A 20,675-nucleotide genomic window follows, 5' to 3' on the forward strand; every position below is an offset into this window, starting at 1 on the left:
CCCGTATCGAGGCGAGCGAAGCAAATCACAGAATATAGCGCGAGAGATCCTCGTCCTCGACGATTGCGTCGAGGCGCCCGTGCACGTAGTCAGCATCGATTGTGAGTTCGTGATCGTGCATCTCGGGCGCGTTGAACGACAACTCTTCGAGCAGGCGCTCGAGGATCGTGTGCAGGCGGCGCGCGCCGATATTTTCCGAACGTCCGTTGACCTTGGCCGCGATATCCGCGAGCACGCCGACGCCTTCGGCGGTGAACGCAATCCGCACGCCCTCGGTCGCGAGCAACGCGACGTATTGGCGGGTCAGCGCGTTCTCGGGCTCGGTCAGGATGCGGATGAAATCCTCGCGAGTGAGCGCTTTCAGCTCGACGCGAATCGGAAAGCGGCCCTGAAATTCCGGAATCAGGTCCGACGGCTTCGAGGTGTGAAACGCGCCCGACGCGACGAACAATATATGATCGGTCTTGACCGCGCCGTACTTGGTGTTGACCGTCGAGCCCTCGACGATCGGCAGCAAGTCGCGCTGCACGCCGGCCCGCGAGACGTCCGGACCGTGCGCGTCGCGCGCCGCAATCTTGTCGATCTCGTCGATAAACACGATGCCCGATTGCTCCGCGCGCTGAATCGCTTCCTGCGCGACGCTTTCCATATCGACCAGCCGCGCCGCCTCTTCCTGGATCAGCAATTCCATCGCCTCGGGAATCTTGACCTTGCGGTTGCGCGTTTTCTTCGGCATCAACTGATTCATCAGGTCCTTCATGTTGAGGCCCATCTCTTCCATCCCTTGCGGGGTGAAAACCTCGACCATCGGCGAGGCGTTCGCGCTGACTTCGAGTTCCACTTCGCGATCGTCCAGATGCCCATCGCGGAGCAGCTTGCGCAATTTTTCGCGCGTGTCCTTGTGCGAGTCGCTGGCGACCGGCTCGATATGCCCGTCCGGCGTGATACCCGCCGCCCTGCGCACCTTGGTCGGCGCGGGAAACAGGATATCGAGCAGGCGTTCTTCGGCGCTTTCGCGCGCCTTCACCGCGACCCGTTCGCGCGCTTCCTCGCGCACCATCTTGACCGAGATTTCGACGAGATCGCGGATCATCGATTCGACGTCGCGGCCCACGTAGCCGACTTCGGTGTAGCGCGAGGCTTCAACTTTAATGAACGGCGCTTGCGCGAGTTTGGCGAGCCGCCGCGCGATTTCGGTCTTGCCGACGCCGGTCGGCCCGATCATCAGGATGTTCTTCGGCGCGATTTCGTCGCGCAACTCGGGCGCGACATTCTGCCTGCGCCAGCGATTGCGCAGCGCGATCGCCACGGCGCGCTTGGCTTCGTGCTGGCCGATAATGTAGCGGTCGAGCTCGGAGACAATCTCGCGCGGGGTCATTACTTGTGGAACTGACATCAGGTTACGACGCCACGATGCGTCAAGAAATTAAATCTCCTCGATCACAAATTGATCGTTGGTGTAAACACAAATCTCCGAGGCTATCTTGAGCGAACTTTCGGCGATTTGGCGAGCGCTCATGCCGTTACCATGCCGCACCAGCGCGCGCGCTGCCGAGAGTGCGAAATTGCCGCCCGAGCCGATCGCCAGGATGCCGTCGTCGGGCTCGAGCACGTCACCCACGCCAGAAATCAGCAGCGAGCTTTCCTGATCCGCGACGATGAGCATCGCCTCGAGCCGGCGCAGTATTCGATCGGTGCGCCAATCCTTCGCGAGTTCGACCGCCGCGCGGCGCAGCACGCCATTGTACTCCTGCAGCTTCGATTCGAATTTGTCGAACAGCGTGAGCCCGTCGGCGGTCGAGCCGGCGAATCCGCCGATCACGCGATCCTGATGCAGCCGGCGAACCTTTCGCGCGGTGCCTTTCATGATGGTCTGGCCGACGCTCACCTGCCCGTCACCCGCCATCACCACGTGCCCGCTATGGCGCACGCACAAAATGGTGGTGTGGCGAAAAATCTCGGCGTCACGCTCGCGGATGGGCACGCTTATAAACCTCTTTCAAATGATTCACGCTCACATGAGTATAGCGCTGCGTAGTCGCCAGGCTCGCATGACCGAGCATTTCCTGGATCGATCGTAAGTCCGCTCCATTAGAAAGCATATGCGTTGCGAAGCAGTGACGCAGCCCATGCGGGGTAAATCCCGCGGTCAGCCCCGAGTCCACAATTCGCTGCTGGAGAATCTTTTCGACGCTGCGAGTGGTCAGGCGCGTGCCGCGCAGATTGACGATCACGGGGCCGTCGGGCTCCCATGCGATCGGCATCGCGCGCCGCCACGCCAGTAGCGCATCGAGCGCCGGCTCTCCCAACGGCACCAGGCGATCCTTGTTGCCCTTGCCCGCTCGCACCATAACCATGCCTACTTCCTCGTTAATATCGCGCCAATCGAGCCCGACCAGTTCGCTGACGCGAAGGCCCGACGAGTAGAGCGTCTCGAAGATCGCGCGATCGCGGAGCGCCGCGGGCGATGAATTTTCAGAATTGACTTCGATCAATTGTTGAACTTCATTTTGCTGAAGCACCGAGGGCAGGCGGCGTTCGTTCTTTGGCGAACGAATTGTGCGGGCTGGACTGGCTTTCCCGAGTGTGGTCTCCCGGTAACGAAAAAATGCTTTTATCGCGCTGAGGCGTCGTTGCACGGTTGCTCGCCGCGCGGTTTTCATCAAGTCGGCAAGGTACGAACGGACGTGATCGGCGGTGATGCCGCTGACGCTGATTTCTTCGACCGCTTTGCCAATCAGCGATGCGCGTTCGAGGAGAAAATTTCGGAACGCGAGCAGATCGCGGCGATAGTTCGTTACGGTATTTTCCGCAGCGCGCGACGCCTTCTGCAGCGCCGCGGCGAAATCCTCGATTGCATCAAGCATCGTCTCGCCGCATCGTCTCGCACAACCAAAGTGCCGCAGCTATGCTATCAGCGGCGATTTGGGGGGAAAAGCGGGTGCAAACCGCGCCGCGTGCAGCGCCGGTTCCCGTTCGGTGAGAGATGAATTGCTGGCATTGCGGCCGCGCGATCGAAATCGTTGCAGGCAAGGATCGCGTCGGCTTTCGCGAAGACTGCGCATCATGCGGCCGGCCGCTGCACGTCTGCCGCAACTGCGGATTTTACGACCCGGCCTTTAACAACAGTTGCCGGGAACCGATGGCCGAACTCGTAGCCGACAAGGAACGCGCGAACTTCCGCGAGTATTTCAAACCGGCCGGCGGCAGGTCAGTTCAAGCGGCGCCGCCGAAGTCCGAGGCGCAGAAAAAACTGGAGGCTCTGTTCAAGAAAAAATCATGACGACCCACACGAGCCTCTTTCGATCGCGCCGCGATTTCAGTCTGTTGATTGCTCTGTTTGCGTTTGCTGCACTGATTTCCAGCGGATGCCATCCCGCCAATTCCGCGCGCGGCGTCGTCGATCGATTCGTCGATCAGTATTACTTGGCAATCAATCTCAAAGCAGCCGAACCATATTGTGTCGGCCTCGCGCTCGATAAACTTCATCACGAAATTGAATTGACCGCGGGCCAGCGAATCGACGCCAACACGCGCAAGCCCGTGGTGCATTACAAGCTCACGGCGCAGCGCGACGCCAAGGATCATACCGAGTTCCTGTTCCGCGCGACGATCGACGTGCCCGAGGGCGGCTCGTTTCAGCGCAACTGGCTGATCGCGGCGCGCAAGGACGGCGATACGTGGAAGGTTTCGAATTTCGGCGAGTACGAGTGATAACCTCAACGTTATGAGCGTTGCCGCGATTATTCTGGCCGCCGGCAAGGGCACCCGGATGCGATCCGCACGCGCCAAGGTGCTGCACGAGATCGCAGGCGAGCCGATGATCGCGCGCGTGATTCGATCGGTGCGCGCGCTCGCGCCGGATCCGCTGGTGGTCGTCGTGGGGCATCAGGCAGCCGAGGTCGAGGCGGCAGTCGCTGCCAGCGATGCAACGTCGTCATGCAGATTCGCGCTCCAGGAGCCGCAGCGCGGCACCGGCGACAGCGCACGATGCGGGCTCAGCGAGATTGCTCCGACGTTCAACGGCGAGGTGCTGATTACGTACGGCGATATGCCGAGCATTTCGCCGGCGACACTGCGGGACTTTGTCGAGTCCCATCGCCAAAGCGGCGCGAAGTTGTCCTTCATCAGCATCAGGCTTGCCGATCCTGCGGCATACGGCCGCGTGATTAGAGACAGCGCGGGCCGCGTGATATCGATCAGGGAAGCACGCGACGCGTCGCCCGCCGAGCGCGCGATCGGCGAAATCAACACTGGCGTTTACCTGGTCGAGGCATCGTTGCTGCGCTCTGCGTTGGCAAATCTGAAACCCAACAATGCGCAAAAGGAATACTACCTGACCGACATTGTCGCGGACGCGGTGAGTCGCGGCGAAAAAGTTGCAGCGTGGATTGCGCACGATCCGGCTGAGTTCGCCGGAATCAATTCGCGCGAGGAGTTGGCATCGATGGAAAAGCAAACTCGCGAGACGATTAACCGTAAGCTGATGGATGCGGGCGTGACCTTAATCGATCCTGCGACCGCGTACATCTCGGAGCAGGCCGCGATTGCGCCTGACTGCGTGATCGGGCCCAACGTGCAAATCCTCGGCAAATGCAAAATCGGCGCGGGCGTGAAAATGGATGGCACCGCGTGGCTGTCGAACGTCACCGTCGGCGCGCGTAGTCACTTGAAGCTCGGCGTGCGCGCGGAGGATTGCACCATCGGCGAGGATTGCGACATCGGACCCTTCGCGCATCTGCGCGCCGGCACCGAGCTCCTCGGGCACAATCGGATCGGCAATTTCGTCGAGACCAAGAAAGCGCGGCTCGGCCATGGCAGCAAGGCGAGCCACCTCAGCTATTTGGGCGATGCGACGATCGGCGACGATACCAACGTCGGATGCGGCGTTATCACCGTGAACTACGACGGCTACGAAAAGCATCACACGACGATCGGCGATCGATGCATGGTGGGATGCGACACGCAGCTCGTCGCGCCGGTGAAGGTCGGCGATGACGTGTACGTCGCGTCGGGCACGACGATCCTGCGCGAGGTGCCCAACGGCGCGCTCGCGATGTCGCATCATCCGCAGCGCGAAAAGCTCGGCTGGGTCGCGAATTGGCGGCGGCGTCACAATGATACGCGCGCGGTCAACGGCGAGCATCAGGCCGAAATCAAGAGCAAGTGACGCACCGAGAAATCGCCTGATCCGAACGGCTGCATTTTTTCCTTGTTTGAAGATGCATTAAAATGAATAATCGAAACTAAGGGGCGCGATGCGCCAAATCACAACGAAGAGGTGACGGCGCCAGCGAGCGAAAAATTTTCGAGAGTAGCGCCAGGACTCATGGCTCGAAGCCGTGAGTTGACGAGGTGGAAGCAGTATCGAGAGTGATCGGCGGATGGCTTCCCGGCTCCACAGTCGAAAGAGATGCTTCAAACCGCGCGGGTGACCGCGCGACAAACGTATCTCAGGTGGCAGGGCAATCGGCCCGGTTCTGAATTTCTAAACTCTCCCGCTTAGCCGTTTCATCGCGTGGTTGTATCCGGGTCAGAAAACCCGGTACCGGCCGCATCGTTCCCTGACGAGCGCACGGATGTCCGTGTGCGATGCGATAACTCCGCAACCGGGAACGGGAGAGAATCAGATGTGTGGAATCGTCGGATATGTAGGAACGGGCGAAGCGTACCCGATTTTGCTCGATGGGCTTGGACGTCTCGAATATCGCGGCTACGATTCGGCCGGCGTCGCGACGCTGCTCGCTGACGGCAAGCTCGAAATTCGGCGCACCAAGGGGAAGCTCGAGAACCTGCGCAAGCTACTCGCCGAGGCGCCGTATCTGGGCGGCAATATCGGAATCGGACATACGCGATGGGCCACGCACGGGCGGCCGTCCGAAGAGAATGCGCATCCGCACAAAGCCGGCCCGGTCGCGGTCATCCACAACGGAATCGTCGAAAATTTTATCGAGCTGCGCGCGGAATTGATCGGTCGCGGCCACAAACTCCGATCTGAAACCGACACCGAGCTGATTTCTCACCTCATCGAGGAGAACATCGCGCGCGGGCTCGCGCTGACCGAGGCCGTGCGCGAAGCGGTGCTGCGCCTTCGCGGATCGTTCTCGATCGTCGTGCTCTCTGAAACCGAGCCTGACAAATTAGTGGCCGCCAAAACCGCGACGCCGCTGGTGCTGGGCCTCGGCGACGGCGAAAATTTTATCGCGTCGGACATCCCCGCGATTCTCGAACACACGCGGCGCGCAATCATTTTGGAAGACGGCGAAATCGCGGAAGTCACCGCCGACAGTATCCGGCTGATGAAGTTCGACGGCACGCCGGTCACGCGAGCGCATCGCGATATCGAATGGGACGCGGTCGCAGCGACGAAGGGCGGCTTTCGCCACTTCCTGCGCAAGGAAATCAACGACCAGCCGCAGGCCTGGATCGACACGATGGCGGGACGCGCCAGTGCGGGCTCGCCCAAAGTGCGCTTCGAGAGCGAGTTGCTGCCCGCGGCGGGACCGCCGGCGATCTCGCGAATCGTGATGGTGAGCGCGGGCGCGTCGTGGATCACGTCGCAGATCGGCAAATTCATGATCGAGGATCTCGCCGGGATTCCGGTCGAGGTCGATTACTCCTCGGAGTTCCGCTACCGCCGTCCGCCGATCGACGATCGCACGATGATCATCGCGGTGTCGCAATCGGGTGAGACGGCCGACACGCTCGCCGCGATGGAGGAAGGGCGCGCGCACGCGGCGCATCTGCTGGCGATCACCAACACCGTCGATTCGTCGATCGCGCGCAAGGCCAATGCACAACTGTACACGCGATGCGGCCCCGAGATCAGCGTGACGACGACGAAATGCTTCATCACGCAGCTCGAATCATTTTACCTGCTCGCGATTCATCTCGCGTCGCGGATGGGCAAGCTCACCGACGCCCAGGCCGAAGAACTTCTGCGTCCGGCGTTTGCGATTCCCGGCCAGATCGAGGCGATCATCGCACTCGAGCCGCAAATCCAGCAGATCGCGCGCAAGTTCGCGATGGCGCGTGATTTTCTGTTCCTCGGACGCGGAATCAACTATCCGGTCGCGCTCGAAGGCGCGCTGAAGCTCAAGGAAATTTCCTACATCCATGCCGAGGGCTATTCGGCGGGTGAGATGAAGCACGGGCCGATCGCGCTGATCGACGACCAGATGCCGGTGGTGGTGATCATTCCCAACGACGAGCTGTTCGACAAGTCGATGTCGAATCTGAAGGAAGTCGAATCGCGCAACGGGCGGATTATCGCGGTGACGAATCGCGCGACCGACGAACTGCGCGCGATCGCCGCCGAAATTATCGAGGTGCCGGAGACGAATCGGATGCTCACGCCGGTGCTGATGACGGTGCCGTTGCAGTTGCTCGCGTACCATATCGCGTCCGAGCGGGGCGCCGACGTCGATCAGCCGCGCAACCTCGCGAAGTCAGTCACGGTGGAATAGCTGGAGCGTATCGAAAAGGTCGGGCGTCGCGGCGGATGCCAAACGCCCCAATCTCTCATACTATTAGTGGTCCTATGCGCTGGACTACTGACGTAATCAGAAAATCGTTCCTGGATTTCTTCGAGGAGCGCGGCCATGCGATCCTGCCGTCGGCGCCGCTGGTTCCCAAGGGCGACCCGACGCTGCTCTTCACCAACGCGGGCATGGTGCCGTTCAAGGATTATTTTCTCGGACTCCGCACGCCGCCGAATCCGCGCGTCGCCGATTGCCAGAAGTGCCTCCGAATTTCCGGCAAGCACAACGATCTCGAAGCGGTCGGCCGCGACACTTATCATCACACCTTTTTCGAGATGCTCGGCAACTGGTCGTTCGGCGACTACTACAAGGAAGACGCGATTCGGTGGCATTGGGAGCTGATCACGAAAGTCTGGGAAATCGATCCCGCGCTGCTCTACGCGACCGTGCATCACGAAGATCAGGAGGCCGAGGACATCTGGCTAAAGCTCGGCGTGCTGCCGAAGGACCGCATCCTGCGTTTCGGCGACAAGGACAATTTCTGGGAGATGGGCGAGACGGGGCCCTGCGGCCCCAACTCGGAAATCGATATCGATCGCGGCGAAGGCGCGTGCGAGCCCGAGAAAAATCATCCGGGCGAGAAATGTTTCGTCAACGTGGACGGATGCTCGCGCTTTATCGAGCTCGGCAACCTGGTGTTCATCCAGTACAACCGCGACGCGTCGGGTACGCTGACGCCGCTGCCGAAGAAGCACGTCGATACGGGCACCGGGCTCGAGCGGGTCGCGGCGGTGATGCAGAGCATCGAGCAAGGCAAGCTGCTCGGCAACTACGACATCGATTTGTTTCAGGCGATCATTAAATCAATCGAGCGAGTAGCTGAGCAATTCGAGAGTATAGCGAGAACTTCTGACCGTGTGGTGTCCCTTGCGAGGTATGGTGACTCGATCGAAACCGATGTCTCGTATCGGGCAATTGCGGATCATGCCCGTGCGATATGCTTCCTGATCGCAGACGGTCTCATTCCGGGGAACACCGATCGCGAGTACGTTCTGAGACGGCTAATTCGCCGCGCTGCACGCCACGGACGACGCATTGGGTTCGACGATAGCTTTCTGTTTGACGTTTGCCGGGCGGTTATCGCCGCGATGGGTTCGGCGTATCCCGAGCTCGATCAAAAGAAACACAAAATCATCAACGAGGTACACATAGAGGAAGAACGTTTTGGGAAAACCCTGAACATTGGGCTTTCCTTGTTAGGCGACGCGATCAAGCAACTGCGTCTTCGAGGAAAAAGCATTCTGCCCGCCGACTCTGCTTTCAAACTCTATGACACGTACGGCTTCCCGCTCGATCTGACGCAGGACGTTCTACGCGAAGACGGATTTACCGTGGACGTCGCGGGCTTCGATAGCCTGATGGAGCAGCAGAAGAAGCGCGGACGCGCGGCGCGCAAGGACGACGCTATCGCACCCGAAATCAGCCTCGGCGCGCACGTATCGTCGCGCTTCGTCGGTCACCACAACTACCAGGCCGAGTCGGAAGTGCTCGCCACCGGTGGCAAAACCGGCGAGCAGGTCGCCGTCGTCGTCGCGGAGACGCCCTTCTACCCCGAGGGCGGCGGCCAGGTCGGCGATCGCGGCGTGATCGAAACTGAAGCAGGCGCGATTCTCGAAGTGTCCGATACGCGGAAGTCCGACGGCTCGATCGTGCATCTCGGACGAATCATTCGCGGCGACGCCGCCGACTTCGGGCGCGGCGCGCGGGTCAAGCTGACGGTCGATCGGCTGCGGCGCGACGCCACGATGCTGAATCATTCGGCGACGCATATTCTGCACTACGCACTCCGCGAGGCGCTGGGCAATCAGGTGCATCAAGCGGGATCGCTGGTGGCGCCGGATCGGTTGCGCTTCGATTTTGCGCATCAGGGAGCAATCAAGGACGACGCGCTCGAATCGATCGAGGAAGAAATCAACGCGCGCATCCGCGAAAACGCGGAAGTCACCACCGAGGAGATGGCGCACGACGACGCGTTGAAAGCCGGCGCGCTCGCATTCTTCGGCGACAAGTACGGCGACCGCGTGCGCGTGGTCAGGATGGGCGATTTCTCCGTCGAGCTATGCGGCGGCACGCACGTCTCGCGCACCGGCGACATCGGATTTTTCAAGCTCGAGAGCGAATCGGGCGTAGCGGCGGGCGTGCGCCGAATCGAGGCCGTCACCGGCCGGGGCGCGCTCGAGACCGTTCGCAAACGCGAGAAGATTCTCGAGGAGATCGGCGCGCACTTGGGCGCGCGCGATTCCGCCGCGGTCGATCGCCTGGAAAAATTGCTCGCGCGTGAAAAAGAGCTCGAGAAAAAACTCCGCGCGATGGAACAAAAGCTGGCTGGCGGCGCGGCGGGCGCTGCCACCGACGAGGATGTCCGCGAGATCGCGGGCGTCAAGCTGGTCATCCGCAAGCTCGACGGAGTCGAGCCCCGCGCGATGCGCGAAATTGCCGATCGGATGCGTCAAAAGCACGGCTCGGCTGTGGTCGCGCTCGGCTCGATTCACGGCGAGGGAAAAGTCGCGCTGCTGGTCGCGGTGACGCCGGATCTGATCGATAAAATCAAAGCGGGCGACATCATCAAAGCGATCGCGCCGATCGTTGGCGGTACCGGCGGCGGACGTCCTGACCTCGCGCAGGCCGGCGGCAAGGACGCAAGCAAGCTCGACGATGCGCTCGCGAAAGTCGCTTCGATGATCAAGCCGCAGTAGCCGTCCCGTCCGTCATCTTGAGCGGAGGCCGCCGGAGTCGAAAGATCTCGTCTTATGCTTCGCCCGTTATTCAATGAAAAATTCGCGAACCCACTTTCACATCACCGCTGAATTGGACTACGATTATGTAGCCGGCGTACGCAGGATCGGCTGGCGTTAGCGACGAAAGCAGCACTTCCAGAGGCCCCGGCGATTTCCCAGTTAGCTAGCGAAGACTCGCTCGAACTTCATTTCGACGATCCCCGCCTGTTCACCGATCTACTCGGCCAACATGACGCGCACGTGCGTACGGTCGAGAATGCGCTCGGCGTCCGCATCGGCGTGGCGGGGACCGCGCTCAAAATTTCGGGAGCGCACGCCGAGCAGGCGCTGGCCGGCAAGGTGATCAGCGAACTCTACGATTTGCTCAAGCGCGGCTATCAGGTTTTTCCGAGCGACGTCGAATACGCGATTCGTATCATCCGCAGCGATCGCAACGCCGAGCTGAGAGATATCTTTCTCGACACCGTCTACGTGTCAGCGAACAAACGCGTCATCTCGCCGAAGAGCACCAATCAGAAACTCTATATCGACGCGATACGGGGCCACGATATCGTGTTCGGAATCGGCCCCGCGGGCACCGGCAAGACCTATCTCGCGATGGCGATGGCGCTCGCGTCGCTCATGAAAAACCAGGTCACGCGGATGGTGCTATGCCGCCCCGCGGTCGAGGCCGGCGAGAAGCTCGGCTTTCTGCCAGGCGATCTCGCCGAGAAAGTCAATCCCTATCTCAGGCCGCTCTACGACGCGCTGCACGACATGGTGGATTTCGACCGCGCGCGCCGGATGCTCGAGCGCGGCACCATCGAAGTCGCGCCGCTCGCCTTCATGCGCGGCCGCACGCTCAACGACTCGTTCATCATTCTCGACGAAGCGCAGAACACCACCTCGGAACAGATGAAGATGTTTCTCACGCGGCTCGGTTACAACTCGAAAGCCGTCATCACCGGCGACGTCACGCAGATCGATTTGCCGAGCGGCAAACTGTCGGGGCTGAAGGAAGCGAGTATCGTGCTGGGCAACACGGCGGGAATCAAATTCATCCGCTTCAACGATCGCGACGTGGTGCGCCATCGCCTGGTGCAATCGATCATCAAGGCCTACGAGTCTTTCAGCGACGACGCGCTTCCCCCGCCGCCGCCATCCGACGGCAATCATCGAGACTGACCGCGTGGCGGTGGAGTTCCGATCCGCGACGGCGCGCGCGCGCGGCTATGCTCGCGCTCTTCGCACGGACGCCGAACTTCTGATGCGCGCGGCCGGCGTGCCCGATTGCGAACTCTCCGTGATGCTCGTATCGGACCGCGCGATCCGCGCGCTTAATCGCAATTACCGCCATCTCGATCTGCCCGCCGACGTGCTCTCATTTTCGCAACTCGAAGAGGTCGATGTGCCGCCACCCGATCCTCGCGCGCTGATCAATCGGCGCGGATTGCCGCTCGGCGACGTCGTCATCTCGATCGATACCGCGGCTCGGCAAGCGCGCGAACTCAGCATCGATATTCCATCGCGGCTGCGTGCACTTTTGATTCACGGCTTTCTGCATCTGATCGGATACGATCACGAGCGCTCGCCGGCCGAGGCGCGGCGGATGTTCGCGCGAGCGCGCGCGCTCGAATCCAGGATCGCGCCGCCGAAAGAAATCTCCAGACCGCGAACGAAAACTCGCGCTCGCAAGGCCGCATCCGGCCGCGTCATCGCACGATGAAACGCGTGAGCGTGAAGATTCCCGCGGCGGCGATGCTCACGCATTTTACCCGCGCCTCGAAGACCGCGTCGGCACTCGACAATCTGATCGCGATCTTGAAGTGCGGCACGATTCGCGGCGGCCGCCGGATGGTCGGCGGAGGACGCGCCGCAGTATGCCTCTTCGACGTCCCGATCGCCGAATTGGGCGCGCTGCTTGATCGCCGAAATCGCCGCCGCTATGAACCTTTCGGCATCGCGATCGACAAACGCTATGCTTTCAAAACGGGCGCGCGGCCGGTGATTTACCTGCCGGCAATCGAGGCGCGGCAAATTCTGGATGAAGAGGAGCGCTGGCGCGTCGTGACGATCGATTTGAATGGCGCGCCGCCGATCGACTGGACCTTCGAGCGCGAATGGCGCCTTGCGGGCGACCTCGTGTTCGAGCCGAACGAAGCGGCGGCGCTGGTGGAGAGCTGGAAGGACGTAGATGAAATTTTCGATCGCTTCGACGGACGGCCGCCGTGCGCCGGCGTAATTCCGATCGGCGAAATCTTCGCGCCGCGCAACGCATGATCTCGTCGAACAACCTCACGCGCGCGGGGCTGCTGATCGCGAGCGGCCTCGCGGTCGGACTTGCCTTCCCGAAATTCGACCTGAGCCTGCTCGCCTGGATTGGCTTCGTGCCGATGTTCTACGCGCTCGAGGGCGAGACCCTGCGCCGCGTGTTCTGGTGGGCGTTTCTGCAGGGCTTCGCCGCCAACCTCGTGGGGCTTTACTGGATTCCGATTCCGATTCACGACTTCGCTGACGTTCACCTCGCGTTCGCGATCCTGCCGATGTTCCTGCTCGCGGGCATCGTCGCGCTTTTCACCGCGCTCGCGATCTGGAGCGGCGAATTCGTCGCGCGCCGCGCGCGCATTCCTATCGTCGTCACGATGCCGCTCGCGTGGACCGCCGTCGAATGGATTCGCACCTATTATCCCATCGGCTTTCCGTGGAACCTGCTCGGCTACACCGCCTATCGCAATCTCGAATTGATCCAATTCGCCGAATTCACCGGCGTTTACGGCATCTCTGCGCTGATCGTGTTTTTCAACGCGGTCGTGTACACCGTGATTTTTCGCCGCGGCAGTAATCGCCTGCTGATCGCGAGCCTCGCCGCGCTGACCTCGCTGATGCTGATCCTGTTCGGCTTCGGCGCGTGGCGAATCGCCAACCTCAAGACCATCGCACCCGAAGGCAGTTTCAGGGTTGCGATGGTGCAAGGCAACATCCCGCAATCGCTAAAGTGGAATCCCGAATTCCTGCCGCATAGCTACAAGGTCTATCAGGATGAAAGCGTCGCGGCGGCCCGGCGCGGCGCCGATTTGATCGTATGGCCGGAAGCGGCGGCGGCCTTCCTCTTCCAGCCCGACGATCGATACCCCGCCGATTGGGCCGAGGACGCCGCGTACCGAACCGCGCTGCTTACGATGGCGCAGCGCATCGGCGATCCGATTCTCTTCGGCGCGCCTGCGATGGCGCATAGCGACGGCCGCCCGGGATTCTACAATCGCGCGTACCTCGTCTCCGCCAGGGGCGAGGTTACCAGCCACTACGACAAGATGCAGTTGGTGCCGTTCGGCGAATACGTGCCCGCCCGCGCGCTGCTTGGATCTTTTGTGAATCGCATCGTCGAGGGCTTCGGCGATTTGATCCCCGGCGATCGGCAGACGCTCTTTTCCGTGAAGGGCGCGACGCTCGGCATCCTGATTTGCTACGAGAGCATCTTTCCCGACTTCACGCGGCGCGAGGTCGCGGACGGCGCCACCGTGCTCATCAATATCACCAACGACGCGTGGTATGGGCAAAGCTCCGCGCCGTATCAGGCGCTCGCGATGGCCGCGATGCGTTCGGTCGAGACCAAGGTGCCGATGGTGCGCGTCGCGAATACCGGCATCAGCACGATCATCGAGCCGTCGGGGGAAATCACGCATCGCACGCCGCTATTCAAGCGCGGCACTGAGATCGAAACCGTCAGGTGGCGCCGCGTGCAAACCGCGTACACTCGCGTGGGCGATTTGTTTTCCGAGATTTGCTTCGTGCTGATGGCGATAGGATTGATATTCGCATGGCGATGGCCGCGCGAGGCGCTTCCTATCACCGTCATCGCGTCGCCCGCGCTGCACAGCAACGGCCGCGGCTAAAGACTCTACTCACCAATGATAGGTACGTTGCAGCAGGCTGGCCTTTGCGACCAGCCTGCCAGAGTTATCCTCGCGCGCTATAGCTGCGGGATCTGACTAATGATTGAAAGCCGCCTGCACCTCGCGCCCGCGATGCTCCGCGACAATCGTCTGCTCCAGCTTCGCGAGTCGCTGCTCGAGCGTAATGCGCGTCGCCGATTCCCGCTCGCGGGCTGCTTCCAGCCGGGCAACCCGATGCTCGGTTGAAGCCGTCTGTGATGCTATTTCCGCGGCCAGCCGAGCTATCCGCTCAGCCTGTTGCTGGTTCAGGGTAGCTTGCTTCTTCAGTTCGTTCAGTAGCATCGAGGTGAGCATCGAGTAACGTACCGACTCGACCTTGCCATCCGAACCATGAACTACTAACTCGGGATAGACCTGATCGACTTCCTCCGCGACGAGGCCATATTGCTTGGTTGCTTGCGGGTCGTCTTTGTAGCGGAATGTCACCGGATGGAGCTTCATAAGGCCGTCGGTCGAGTTATCCATGCTATGGATGTCGCGCTTGTAGCGCGCCGACGACACTACGACACCTAGCCGCCCGCTGCCATTGACTACCACGTCGCTACCCGATACCGCGCTGCCGGTGATGCCCGCGATGTAAGTCGCCGTCTGTTTGCCCGCCGTGCCGATGCGAATGGTGCCGGTGTCGGTCGAAACGCCCAGGTTGGCGACCTCGATATTGTCTTTACCAGTGGTTAGGTTAAAGCCAGCCTGAAACCCAAGCGCGGTATTCGATGGGCCGGTCGTGTTCTTGTATAGCGCTTGCAGTCCAGCCGCCGTGTTATAGCTGCCGCTCGTGTTGCTGTACAGAGCTTGCGCTCCATTGACGGTGTTCTGGATGCCGGTGGTATTGCTGAAAAGAGCACTCGCTCCCTGGGCGCTATTGTTCCTACCCGTGGTGTTGTTCCTAAGAGCGGACATCCCGGCGGCGGTATTGTCATTGCCCGTCGTGTTCTGATCGAGGGCGTTGTATCCAATGGCCGTGTTGTTGTAGCCGTTAGTGTTGCCGAACAGAGCAAACTCTCCGACCGCGACGTTGCGGAAACCAGCGATGTTGTGGTACAGGGCGTCCACGCCATCGGCAGCATTACTGTAGCCCGTGGTGTTGAAAGCGAGGGCGCCCACTCCATCAGCGGTATTGTCATGGCCAGTGGTGTTGGAGTAAAGGGCTTGCAATCCGGTGGCGGTATTGTAGCTGCCAGTGGTGTTACTGAAGAGTGAGTCCCATCCGGTGGCGGTATTGTAGCTGCCGCTGGTGTTGCTCAGGAGTGAGTTTGCTCCGGTCGCAGTATTGTCATTGCCGATGGTGTTGTGCCACAGCGCTTGCACTCCAGTGGCAGTATTTTCCTGGCCCGTGGTGTTGAGCTCCAAGGAGTAGTATCCGGTGGCGGTGTTGTAGTAGCCGCCGGTGTTGGAAAAGAGCGCCCTATCCCCGTCGGCAGTATTGTAGTAACCGCTCGAGTTACTGTAGAGAGCATTCACTCCTGTCGCGGTATTGTAATAGCCGGTGGTGTCGTTCAACAGCGCTTGCGCTCCCACGGCCGTATTCTCCCAACCCGAGCTGTGGGTGGAGAATGCATAGTACCCGAGCCCGGTATTGTAGCCGCCAGTGTTGCCCCCAATGAACGCGCCGTCCCCGAGGCCGGTGTTGGTTCCGCCGGATGCGCTGGTCGCGAGCGATAGCGCGAAAACCAAAACCGCCGAGATCGAAAAGAGAAGATTCGTCGCCGTCTTTTTCATGGACCCACCCTCGCGAAGGTCGTTGAAACCGCACCATCGAGAGCTTGAGCCCACACTGCGATCGCTGCGAACGCTATGAGAGAACTCTCCTGCCCGATGATGGCGCAAGGGTGAGCCATCGCGCAACCGCTTGAGATGAGCAAGGCGTCTGACCTGAAGTGGGCGCTCGCATTCCGCAATTCAAGCTCGCCTGGTCACCCTCCTTATTGCGGTAGCCTTTGCAAAGGAGCATCGTACTCGACTGTACGCATTATGCTGGCCGGCAAAATTGACCTAGATCCAATTCAGGTAGCGCGCCGTCCGAAGGGGCTGCTTGCGCCGAACCGTCCAGGCGTGGCCGCAATCCTGTTGCTTGCTTCTCTGTTAGCTGCCGGATGCGCTGATAACAGCGAAACCAAGGCGATGGCCAGCCGATGCCAAAGCGACGATCGCGCCGCCTGCGCCAAGCTCGACGACCAACGCCAGGTCCGCGACCAGGCCGACTACCAGGTTGAACCCGCGCTCGGGTACCTCACTCTGCCGCCAGGAATCTTTCTGCCGATGCCGGTAGCTGCGCACGCACACGCCGATCCATCTATGTAGACCGCGCGCCATGTAGCGCTGGGATAGCGGCATAGGCGCAAACCAAAAAAAGGGGCCGCCGGAAATTCCAGCGGCCCTTACGCATTGAACCAAAATCGACTTAGCCGAGCAGCGACTTAGCCACGGTCTCGCGATGCACCGGTGCGTTGCCGAAATTCGCTTCTCCAGCCAGCGCGCGCCGATGATACAGATGCATATCGTGCTCCCACGTGAAGCCGATTCCGCCGTGCACCTGGATTGCCTCCGACGTGACGTTCTTCGCCATGTCCGACGCGTATGCTTTCGCCATCGGCACCGCCGTCGCGGCCTCCTCGCCTTTCGTATCGACCGTCCAGCACGCGTAGTAGGTCAGCGAGCGCGCGTTCTCGACCGCAACCATCATATCGACGCACTTATGCTTGACCGCCTGGAACGATCCGATCGGCTTGCCGAATTGCACGCGCGTCTTCGCGTACTCGACCGACATGTCGAGCGCCTTCTGCGCGGTCCCGACCATCTCCGCCGAGAGGCCCGCGGTCGCGATATCGAGCGTGCGGCGCAGAATCGGCCATCCCTCGCCTTCCTTGCCGATCAGTTCCGAGGTTTTCGCGTTGTCGAATTTCACATGGCAGAGCCGCCGCGTCATATCGACGGTCTTGAGCTGCGTGATCGTCACGCCCGGCGAATTGGTCGCCAGCGCAACCAGCGTGATGCCTTTTTCGCCGCTGCCACCGGTGCGGACCGCCACCGCCATCCCGTTGGCGACGTGCGCGTCCGGCACGAAGAACTTCTCGCCGCTCAGCGTGTACTCGTTGCCGCTCTTGGTGGCCTTCATCTGGATTCCGTCCGCGTCGAATCGGCCCGATGCTTCCGCAATCGCGACCGTCCCGATAAACTCACCCTTGGCCATCCGCGTCAGGATGTTCTTTTTCTGCTCCTCGGAGCCGCCCTCGATCACCAGTGGCGCCGCGAGCAGCGCGGTCGTGAAGAGCGGTCCCGGCACCAGCGCCTTGCCCGCCTCTTCGACGACAACCGTCATGTCGAGAAAGTTGCCGCCCTGGCCGCCGTACTCTTCGGGGATCAAAAGTCCCGGCCATCCCAGATCGACCAGTTTCTTCCAGAAACCGGCGTCGTGCGCGGTGGCATCCGCCATCATCTGGCGAACAAACTTGGTCGGGCAATTGTCGGCCAGAAAGCGCTTGGCCGCATCCCGCAGCATCTCTTGTTCTTCTGAAAACCCGAAATCCAACTTGATTGAACCTCCGTTGCTTCGATGGGGGAATCCGGCGCCAGACCGCGCTCGGATCCATGATTCAGCTACCATTAACGCTTTCGCGCGCGCAAGCGCGCCACGGCCGTCGATCGCGGTTTGGTCCTGCTTGATTCGTTTGTGCAAGATTCGCGAGAGTAAGCGGCTACGCTTGAAAGATGCGCGATCCCAAGCGCGGAGTTTACGATGGAACATAAGGATCTGGTTCGCGAGGAGTTCACCCGCCAAGCCCCCGGTTACGCCGACGCGCCGGTGATCAAGGATCCGCTTCATCTGCAAAAACTGCTCGACCAGGTCAAGCCGGATGCCGCCGCGCGCGTGCTCGAAATCGCCACCGGACCCGGCCACGTCGCACTCGCGTTCGCGCGCGTGTGCCGCGAGGTCATCGGCGTCGATTTGACCGAGGCGCCGCTCAAGATTGCCGAGCGGATGCGCGCCGAACGCGGCCTCGCGAACGCCCGCTTCATGCAGGGCGACGTTGAAGCGCGCCTGCCGTTTGCCGACGGCGAGTTCGACGTCGTGATTTGCCGCTTCGCGGTCCATCACTTCGAGCATCCCGAAAAAGTGATCGCCGAGATGAGCCGGCTATGCCGCGTCGGCGGCGCCGTCGCGATCGAGGATCTGATTTCGAGCGAGCATCCCGAGCGCGCGGACTATTACAATCGCTACGAGCGACTGCGCGATTCGTCGCATACGCGGGCGCTGCCCCTCAGCGAGTTGGTGCGCACGATAGCATCGGTCGGACTCGAGCTCGTGCGCTTCGGCTCCGACGGTTTGATGAATCCGGTCGAGCGATGGCTCGACGCGGGCTTCACGCCGGCCGACAAGCGCGCCGAGGCGCTCGCAATGATCGAGCGCGACCTCGCCGAAGATTTGACCGGGGCGAATCCGCGCCGCGTCGATGGCGAGCTGTTTTTCACGCATCGCACCGCGATCGTCGTCGCGCGCAAGCTGAAGCCCCGCGGGTAGGAGAGAAGCTTCGGAGTGCGAAACCCACCCGGGTTTCGCGCTTCCCTGGGCGACGAGTCGCCGGCTAAGCGGTTGAATCGCGATCAGCAGATGCGCGCTACGCGCTGCCAGTAATTGGAAAAAAAGAGGCGGCTGAATCACAGCCGCCTCCGAGAAAGCACCGGCGCTCGACAGTAGATGAGCTGAAAAACTACTTCGATTCCTTCATCGCGGCGACCAAAATTGCGGCCAGCTCGGGACGCGTAAATTCCGGCGGCGGCGGCTGGCCCGCGCGCAGCATTTCGCGCACCTTGGTGCCCGACAGGATCAAGCGGTCTTCCTCGGTATGCGGGCAGGTCTTGAACGACGCCATCCCGTTGCATCGCTTGCAGTAGAAGGTGTTTTCGAACATCAGCGGCGTGATGCCGATTTCTTCCGGCTTGAAGCGATCGAAAATCTTCTGCGCGTCGTAGCTGCCGTAGTAACTGCCGACGCCGGCGTGATCGCGGCCGACGATGAAGTGGGTGCATCCGTAGTTGCGCCGCACGATCGCGTGCAAGATCGCTTCGCGCGGACCGCCGTAGCGCATGTGCGCCGGAAACACGCCGAGCATCGCGCGGTCCTTCGGATAGTAATGATCGAGCAGCACCTTGTAGGTTTCCATCCGGACCGCGGCCGGCACGTCGTCGCCCTTGGTCTCGCCGACCAGCGGATGAATCATGATGCCGTCGCAAATTTCGAGCGCGGCCTTCTGGATATACTCGTGCGCGCGATGAGTCGGGTTGCGGGTCTGGAAGGCGACGATTTTGCGCCATCCGCGCTTGCGGAACTCGGCTCGGGTCTGGCGCGGCTCACGCGGATATTCGAGGAACGTGCGGCCGGGAATTTCGTCGATCAGCGTGATGCATCCGGCGAGGCAATAGGGCGGCATCGAGGTGACGTTCTTGGCGCCGGGGTGCGCATCCTCGTCGGTGCCGAACACGGCTTTGGCTTCGGCGCGGCGATCGACCTGGTAGATTTCCGCGAGCTGCATGATCGCGAGGCGCTTGCCGTCTTCGGTCGCGAGTGCGATGTCGCTGCCGATTTTGAGCGAGCGCGCCGTGGCTTCATCGACGGCGAGCGTGATCGGAATCGACCACGGTATTCCCGAGGCGAGACGCATCTCGTCGCGGCTCCGCTTGTAATCCGCCTCGCCCATGAAGCCGGTGAGCGGCGAGAACGCGCCGGACGCGAGCATCTCGAGATCGGCGAGGTCGCGCGCGTTGAGCGTGACGACCGGCAGCGTCGCGGCGCGCGCGCGCAGACTGGCTTGCTCGGAGGCGGTCGCTTTCAGATCGACCAGTTCGCCGCCGCCGTGCGCCGTGATTGGATCTTCATGCACGCTCATCGGCGTGCTCCTTTGTTGATGTAGTTCAGCTCTTCGAGGCGCGCGATCAATTTCCCGAGGCTCTCCGCGACGCTTTCGATGCTGCTATCGACAACCAGTTCGGGGGTGTGCGGTTCCTCGTACGGGTCGGAAACGCCGGTGAAGGATTTGATTTCGCCGGCGAGGGCTTTTTTGTAGAGGCCTTTGACGTCGCGCTCGACGAGTTTGTCGATGGTGCAGCGGACGAAGACTTCGACGAAGCGATCGTGGAGGCGGCGGACTTCGTCGCGGACTTCGCGGTAGGGGGAAATGGCGGCGGAGATCACGATCACGCCGTTGCGCGCAAGCAGATGGCTCACGTAGCCGATGCGGCGAATATTGATGTCGCGATCTTCCTTCGAAAAACCGAGTCCCTTGGAGAGATTGGTGCGGACTTCGTCGCCGTCGAGGATTTCGACGCGATGGCCCCGTTCGCGGAGTTCAGTCGCGAGCAATTCAGCGAGGGTGGACTTTCCGGCCCCGGACAGACCTGTAAACCACAAGGTAAAACCCTGATCCATGCGCGATGTATAGCTCCCTTTAATCGAATAGATTACTTGG

General features: G+C 61.3%; 18 protein-coding genes. 11 read left to right on the forward strand and 7 right to left on the reverse strand.

Annotated features, from left to right (window positions below; translation table 11 throughout):
- Positions 1 to 25: 25 nt before the first annotated feature.
- From hslU to Q7S58_RS19765, 3 genes are read right to left on the reverse strand one after another with little or no spacing between them, the layout of a single operon-like run.
- Complete coding sequence (hslU, locus tag Q7S58_RS19755) at positions 26 to 1,396, reverse strand: ATP-dependent protease ATPase subunit HslU (RefSeq protein ID WP_304830158.1); 1,371 nt, start codon at positions 1,394 to 1,396, stop codon at positions 26 to 28.
- 30 nt (positions 1,397 to 1,426) lie between these two features.
- On the reverse strand, positions 1,427 to 1,957 hold the full coding sequence (hslV, locus tag Q7S58_RS19760) for an ATP-dependent protease subunit HslV (protein ID WP_304830204.1): 531 nt from the start codon (positions 1,955 to 1,957) through the stop codon (positions 1,427 to 1,429).
- Positions 1,958 to 1,964: 7 nt separating this feature from the next.
- Positions 1,965 to 2,867, reverse strand: a complete 903-nt coding sequence (locus Q7S58_RS19765; RefSeq protein ID WP_304830161.1) for a tyrosine recombinase XerC — start codon at positions 2,865 to 2,867, stop codon at positions 1,965 to 1,967.
- A gap of 119 nt (positions 2,868 to 2,986) precedes the next feature.
- Between Q7S58_RS19765 and Q7S58_RS19770 the strand changes: the two genes are divergently transcribed.
- From Q7S58_RS19770 to lnt, 9 genes are all read left to right on the forward strand, one after another.
- Positions 2,987 to 3,283, forward strand: a complete 297-nt coding sequence (locus tag Q7S58_RS19770) for a hypothetical protein (protein WP_304830163.1) — start codon at positions 2,987 to 2,989, stop codon at positions 3,281 to 3,283.
- On the forward strand, positions 3,280 to 3,714 hold the full coding sequence (locus Q7S58_RS19775) for a hypothetical protein (protein ID WP_304830165.1): 435 nt from the start codon (positions 3,280 to 3,282) through the stop codon (positions 3,712 to 3,714). The genes Q7S58_RS19770 and Q7S58_RS19775 overlap by 4 nt, the downstream gene beginning before the upstream one ends.
- Positions 3,715 to 3,727: 13 nt before the next feature.
- On the forward strand, positions 3,728 to 5,170 hold the full coding sequence (gene glmU / locus Q7S58_RS19780; protein ID WP_304830167.1) for a bifunctional UDP-N-acetylglucosamine diphosphorylase/glucosamine-1-phosphate N-acetyltransferase GlmU: 1,443 nt from the start codon (positions 3,728 to 3,730) through the stop codon (positions 5,168 to 5,170).
- Between the two features lie 460 nt (positions 5,171 to 5,630).
- The gene (glmS, locus tag Q7S58_RS19785; RefSeq protein WP_304830169.1) at positions 5,631 to 7,466 is read left to right on the forward strand and encodes a glutamine--fructose-6-phosphate transaminase (isomerizing); all 1,836 of its coding nucleotides are present in this window, start codon (positions 5,631 to 5,633) and stop codon (positions 7,464 to 7,466) included.
- 74 nt (positions 7,467 to 7,540) lie between these two features.
- Positions 7,541 to 10,237: an alanine--tRNA ligase gene (gene alaS, locus Q7S58_RS19790; protein ID WP_304830170.1), complete on the forward strand. Its 2,697-nt coding sequence runs from the start codon at positions 7,541 to 7,543 to the stop codon at positions 10,235 to 10,237.
- A gap of 282 nt (positions 10,238 to 10,519) precedes the next feature.
- Complete coding sequence (locus tag Q7S58_RS19795) at positions 10,520 to 11,443, forward strand: PhoH family protein (RefSeq protein WP_304830172.1); 924 nt, start codon at positions 10,520 to 10,522, stop codon at positions 11,441 to 11,443.
- Between the two features lie 4 nt (positions 11,444 to 11,447).
- Positions 11,448 to 11,984 (forward strand): rRNA maturation RNase YbeY, encoded by a 537-nt coding sequence (gene ybeY, locus Q7S58_RS19800; RefSeq protein WP_304830174.1) that lies wholly within the window; start codon positions 11,448 to 11,450, stop codon positions 11,982 to 11,984.
- Positions 11,981 to 12,538, forward strand: coding sequence for a hypothetical protein (locus Q7S58_RS19805; protein WP_304830177.1), 558 nt, complete (start codon positions 11,981 to 11,983; stop codon positions 12,536 to 12,538). Before ybeY ends, Q7S58_RS19805 begins: the two co-directional genes overlap by 4 nt.
- Positions 12,535 to 14,151 (forward strand): apolipoprotein N-acyltransferase, encoded by a 1,617-nt coding sequence (lnt, locus tag Q7S58_RS19810; RefSeq protein WP_304830179.1) that lies wholly within the window; start codon positions 12,535 to 12,537, stop codon positions 14,149 to 14,151. The genes Q7S58_RS19805 and lnt overlap by 4 nt, the downstream gene beginning before the upstream one ends.
- Positions 14,152 to 14,247: 96 nt before the next feature.
- Here lnt and Q7S58_RS19815 read toward each other — a convergent pair whose 3' ends face one another.
- Entirely contained in the window at positions 14,248 to 15,930 is a 1,683-nt protein-coding gene (locus tag Q7S58_RS19815; protein ID WP_304830180.1) for a tail fiber domain-containing protein, read from the reverse strand.
- A 252-nt stretch (positions 15,931 to 16,182) separates the two neighbouring features.
- On the opposite strand from Q7S58_RS19815, the gene Q7S58_RS19820 reads away from it, so the two are divergent.
- On the forward strand, positions 16,183 to 16,512 hold the full coding sequence (locus tag Q7S58_RS19820) for a hypothetical protein (protein ID WP_304830181.1): 330 nt from the start codon (positions 16,183 to 16,185) through the stop codon (positions 16,510 to 16,512).
- Positions 16,513 to 16,612: 100 nt separating this feature from the next.
- Here the strand turns inward: Q7S58_RS19820 and Q7S58_RS19825 are convergent, their stop codons facing one another.
- A complete protein-coding gene (locus tag Q7S58_RS19825; protein ID WP_370655556.1) occupies positions 16,613 to 18,034 on the reverse strand; it encodes an acyl-CoA dehydrogenase family protein in 1,422 nt (473 codons plus the stop codon).
- On the opposite strand from Q7S58_RS19825, the gene Q7S58_RS19830 reads away from it, so the two are divergent.
- Positions 17,948 to 18,730, forward strand: coding sequence for a class I SAM-dependent methyltransferase (locus tag Q7S58_RS19830; RefSeq protein ID WP_304830184.1), 783 nt, complete (start codon positions 17,948 to 17,950; stop codon positions 18,728 to 18,730). The two genes, Q7S58_RS19825 and Q7S58_RS19830, sit on opposite strands and share 87 nt — an antisense overlap.
- Positions 18,731 to 18,920: 190 nt before the next feature.
- Here the strand turns inward: Q7S58_RS19830 and sat are convergent, their stop codons facing one another.
- On the reverse strand, positions 18,921 to 20,096 hold the full coding sequence (sat, locus tag Q7S58_RS19835; protein ID WP_304830186.1) for a sulfate adenylyltransferase: 1,176 nt from the start codon (positions 20,094 to 20,096) through the stop codon (positions 18,921 to 18,923).
- Positions 20,093 to 20,635 (reverse strand): adenylyl-sulfate kinase, encoded by a 543-nt coding sequence (gene cysC / locus Q7S58_RS19840; protein WP_304830188.1) that lies wholly within the window; start codon positions 20,633 to 20,635, stop codon positions 20,093 to 20,095. Before cysC ends, sat begins: the two co-directional genes overlap by 4 nt.
- Positions 20,636 to 20,675: the final 40 nt, after the last annotated feature.

The sequence above is a fragment of the Candidatus Binatus sp. genome (genome assembly GCF_030646925.1).
Taxonomy (GTDB): Bacteria; Desulfobacterota; Binatia; order Binatales; family Binataceae; genus Binatus.